6 protein-coding genes are annotated in these 4310 nt (G+C 52.3%); 2 read left to right on the top strand and 4 right to left on the bottom strand.

The window, feature by feature from the left end; translation table 11 throughout:
- The 3 genes from Q0R17_RS18425 to Q0R17_RS18435 form a co-directional block, all read right to left on the bottom strand.
- Nucleotides 1-425 (bottom strand): hypothetical protein (locus Q0R17_RS18425; RefSeq protein ID WP_293937754.1); only part of this gene is annotated, 425 nt, incomplete at its 3' end.
- Between the two features lie 100 nt (nucleotides 426-525).
- On the bottom strand, nucleotides 526-1440 hold the full coding sequence (locus Q0R17_RS18430; RefSeq protein WP_293937755.1) for a LysR family transcriptional regulator: 915 nt from the start codon (nucleotides 1438-1440) through the stop codon (nucleotides 526-528).
- Nucleotides 1441-1841: 401 nt separating this feature from the next.
- Complete coding sequence (locus Q0R17_RS18435; RefSeq protein ID WP_293937757.1) at nucleotides 1842-2201, bottom strand: hypothetical protein; 360 nt, start codon at nucleotides 2199-2201, stop codon at nucleotides 1842-1844.
- A 26-nt stretch (nucleotides 2202-2227) separates the two neighbouring features.
- On the opposite strand from Q0R17_RS18435, the gene Q0R17_RS18440 reads away from it, so the two are divergent.
- Together Q0R17_RS18440 and Q0R17_RS18445 are read left to right on the top strand one after the other, a co-directional pair.
- Complete coding sequence (locus tag Q0R17_RS18440) at nucleotides 2228-2635, top strand: DoxX family protein (protein ID WP_293937759.1); 408 nt, start codon at nucleotides 2228-2230, stop codon at nucleotides 2633-2635.
- Nucleotides 2636-2794: 159 nt separating this feature from the next.
- Nucleotides 2795-3577 carry a class III extradiol ring-cleavage dioxygenase gene (locus Q0R17_RS18445; protein ID WP_293937761.1) on the top strand — a complete coding sequence of 261 codons (783 nt, stop codon included), beginning with the start codon at nucleotides 2795-2797 and terminating at the stop codon, nucleotides 3575-3577.
- Between the two features lie 285 nt (nucleotides 3578-3862).
- On the opposite strand, the gene Q0R17_RS18450 is transcribed toward Q0R17_RS18445, so the two are convergent.
- Nucleotides 3863-4310 (bottom strand): NADPH-dependent FMN reductase (locus Q0R17_RS18450; RefSeq protein WP_293937763.1); only part of this gene is annotated, 448 nt, incomplete at its 5' end.

A 4310-nucleotide genomic window follows, 5' to 3' on the forward strand; every position in this document is an offset into this window, starting at 1 on the left:
AATGAGTTAACCGAGGTGGGTACGCCAGATAGCGAGATGTTGTCTTTGTCGGCCTCCCATTTCAGGGTTGCTCGGGCGTTTTTTTCTGGGTTTAGCGTAAAAAACAAATCGGTATCATCGCTGCTGACCAGCGCATCTTTACTGAGGTAGAGATTAAAAGTTGCCACATCCACCGCTTTTGCATCCCATTCCACGCTAAAGAAACCGTTGTTAATTGGGGTGATGCCATTGGCGTCTTTTTCCCCAGCAAGCACTCGAAGGGCATTGATGGTGGGGACGGTATCGACGCCAACAATATTAATGCCATCGCTATTGACTGTGACGTCGCCTCCACCGCAAGCCACTAAGAGCGAACAGAGGGCGCTGATGAGTAAGGTGGATTTCATGAGGTGGTGTCCGAAGGTGGCAATGTGGGCAATATACATGGGCAATCTCTTTGGATATGTAATGGTTTTTTTTGTGTAACTCTGTGTCTTCTAAGATCGAAGTGGTTCAAGATTTGGGTTTTTACACGGCAGAAATGTACTATTTTTTCATCCAGCCATCCCACACAGGTGGTTCGCTCATTTGTGCGGGCAGAAAGTCGATAAAGCTGCGGATTTTAGCGGAGAGGTGGCGGCGGCTGGGGTAGACGGCGTAGAGGGCGAGCTGGGGTGTGGTGTAATCGGGCAGCAGGATTTCTAGTGAGCCGCTGGCTAAGTCTTCACCAATTAAAAAGCTCGGCTCGCAAATAATGCCTTCGCCAGCCAGCGCTGCGCGGCGTAGCAGATCGCCATTATTGGCCCTGAAATGTCCGGCCACTTTAATCGTGATATCGCCGTCTGGCCCGCTAAAATCCCATTCGCCACGGCGGCTACCATTGGTGTAAATCAGGCAGTTGTGATTGGCTAAATCGGCGGGGGTGAGCGGCCTGCCGTGTTGTGCCAGATAGCTTGGCGCTGCTGCTGTGACGATACGAATCGTCGCCAAACGCCGCGCCACCAGCGTGTCGGTGATCTGGCCGGAGATGCGTAGCGCCAGATCAAAGCCTTCTTCTACCAGATCAATACTGCGATCAGATAGCTCAATCTCTACCACCACATCGGGATAGGCTTTTTGGTAGGCGGCAATGAGCGGGGATAGATGTAGCTGGCCAAAAGACACTGGCACATTAATCCGCAGCAAGCCAAAGGGCCGCTGGCCTTCCTGCCCCAGCTCCGATTCGGCCTCGGCCACATCGCCCAAAATCTGTAAACAGCGAGCATGGTAAAGGCGGCCAGCCTCGGTGAGGCTGAGCTTGCGGGTGCTGCGCTGCAAGAGGCGGGTATTTAAATGCGCCTCCAGCTCGGCCACCAAACGCGATACCGCGCTGGTGGAGATATCCAACTGATCGGCAGCTTTTACAAAACTACCCGCGTCAACGACCCGGGTAAAGACTTGCATGGCGGTAAGTTTGTCCATAATGGTGGCTCGTGTTGGGGCGGGTGGATCCCGCCGTAATCAAATTCAAAAAGATTTTTTTAGTGCCTTTGGCACGGTGGTTTTGGTGCGGGAATCCCCCGCGTGGGACTCACTTTCTTGAACGGCCAGAAATCCTAGTACGCAAAGAAAGCCGCCCCGACCAGCACGAAGGCCCCTCACTGCGGATAATCAGCTCGGCGAAAAAGGCTGCTCGGGAGCAAGCCCGCTACCCCTTTTCCGAAACCCCGAGCTGCTTATTCCTCGCTTCGGCGTGCTTTAAGGGGATTTTATAGCCCCGTATCAAGAGCGCTGTCCCTAATGCTTTTTTGTTGTGTGCAGTTAATTTATTTTTTAGTAGCAAACAAAGAAAAAACGTAATGACCACGCTTTTGGCACGGGGCTTAAATCTCCCCTTGAAGCACGCCGAAGCGAGGAACAAGCGGGCGGGGTTTCGGCGAGGACTGTTTGAGCAAAGCGAGTTCCGCAGCCGCCGCTCGATTGTCCGCAGATGAGGGGCCTTCGTGCTTTTGAGTTTGTCGCTTGGCTTCGTTTCTTGGCGAAGCAAGAAAGGAAGGCCCCGCGGTGGCTAACCGCTCCAAAATCAACGTGCCGAAGGCACTAAACAAGATCTTTTTGACTTTGCTTTGGGCCACACCCAACACCCATTTAATTATCCCATATTTAGGGATAATTATTTGAGGATATCTGTATTTATCCCTCAGGTGGCAATCGTCATACTGCACTCCATCGATGCCAAACACATGGCGCAAACCACTGGAGATTCAAAATGATTGATAACAAAACCGCCCCCTACGCAGCTCTTGTTCTTCGCCTTGCTCTTGCCGTTATGTTTCTGGCGCACGGTTTAACTAAGGTGTTTGTGTTTACTCTGCCGGGTACGGCACAGTTTTTTGCCTCGGTAGGTTTTCCTGGCTGGATGGCTTATCCGGTAGCGGGGGCTGAGGTGTTTGGTGGCTTGTTCTTGCTGCTTGGTCTTTATCCACGTTTAGTGGCAGCGGCCTTGTTACCGGTATTGATTGGTGCAAGCACGGTTCATTTGGCTAATGGCTGGTCGTTTGGCAATGCCAACGGCGGCTGGGAATATCCCGTGTTTTTGATTGCTGCGGCGCTGGTACAAGTATTGATGGGGGACGGTGCATTTGCGCTGAAACGCTCACCACGCTTTGCGGATTAAGATTTAAACCAGATCTTTAACCACAGAAAACATAGAGGCGTAGGGTGGGCAAGTTTTTATGCCCACGCGTTCATCTCCGAAGGCCGCGTGGGTACTCTAAACCGAGTGCCCACCCTAAGGTGCTTCAGGTTTTTAAAATACTCACACCAAGGATTAACCATGTTTCCCAGTTTTTATATCTCACACGGCTCTCCCATGCTGGCTTTGGATGCTGGGGAAACGGGTTTAGCTTGGCAGCGTCTGGTGGCTGATTTACCTAAGCCTAAGGCTATTTTGATGGTGTCGGCGCATTGGGGCTCTTTGCAGCCTGCGGTGGGTGCGGCCAGCCAGCCGGAGACGATTCACGACTTTGGTGGTTTTCCTGCGGCGCTGTTTGATTTGCAATACCCAGCGCCCGGCGCGCCGTGGTTGGCAGAAAAAGTAGCGGGCGTATTAGAGGCCGCAGGTTTGCCGGTGGCCGTTCACCCTAGCCGAGGTTTGGATCATGGCGCTTGGGTGCCACTGCGGGTGATGTACCCAGATGCCGATGTGCCGGTAGTGCAGTTGTCTATTCAGCCAAGGCAAGGCCCCGAGCATCATTACCGCCTAGGGCAGGCTTTAGCTGGGTTGCAGCAGGAAGGGGTGATGATTATTGGCTCCGGCAGCCTCACTCATAATCTGTATGAAGTAATGGGCGATATCACTGAGGGCGATCCGCGTGTTCCCGCGTATGTGCCGGCTTTTCAGGCATGGATGAACGAGAAGCTCTTGGCGAACGATATTAATGCCCTGCTTGATTACCGCCGTCAGGCTCCAGAAGCCAGCCGTGCTCATCCAACAGACGAGCATCTGCTACCGATTTTTGTGGTGATGGGGGCAGCTCAGGGCGGGAAAGTAGAGCGCAGCCATAGTGGCATTACCGGTGGCGTGTTGGCGATGGATGTGTATCGCTGGCAGGATTAAATGAGATTCATCCTTGATGAGCGAATTGCTTGCTAAGTAAGCAAAATCTCGAACCACAGAGAACACAGAGAGCACAGAGTTTCACAGAGGAAACGATAGATTCGGTGGTTTTCTCTGTGGCCCTCTGTGCTCTCATTTTACTCTGTGGTTAAAGATTTAGCGCTTTATCAAAGCGAGCTGGAGCCAGATTAAAATCAGGTCGGTGCGCAAGAAGAGCGACTTGCACACCCTATAAAAATTAGCCCTTTTGTGATGTATTTGTCTTAACTTGATGCCCACCCAAGCTTATTTCTGTAACTGCTTAGTCCATGCTTGCAGCGCCACCATCTGTGCCGCTACATTTTTGCTGATGGCTTCATCCGTCACATTGCCATTGGCATCAAATCCACCCGCAAAGGCATTGGCAAAAACTTCGGGTTTTGCCAGTGGCAGCAAGTTTACAAATACACAAACTTGGCGCAAATGGTATTGCGAGCGGGATGAGCCCATGCCACCCGCTGCGCCTAAAATGGCGACAGGCTTACCGTTTAGTACCTTGTTATCGGCTTCGCGCGAAGCCCAGTCGATGACGTTTTTAAGCGCAGGGGCTAGGGAGTAATTGTATTCGGGGCAGGCCAGCACCAGCGCATCGGCGGCGGCAATCTTGGCGAGCAGCTCAATCAGCACCGCAGGGCGATCACTAGCGGCAATATCGCCGTTATAAAAGGGAATCGCTGAGATATCGATGATTTCT

Origin of the sequence: Iodobacter sp. (assembly GCF_025352645.1) — a bacterium.
In the GTDB taxonomy this organism is placed as follows: Bacteria; Pseudomonadota; Gammaproteobacteria; order Burkholderiales; family Chitinibacteraceae; genus Iodobacter.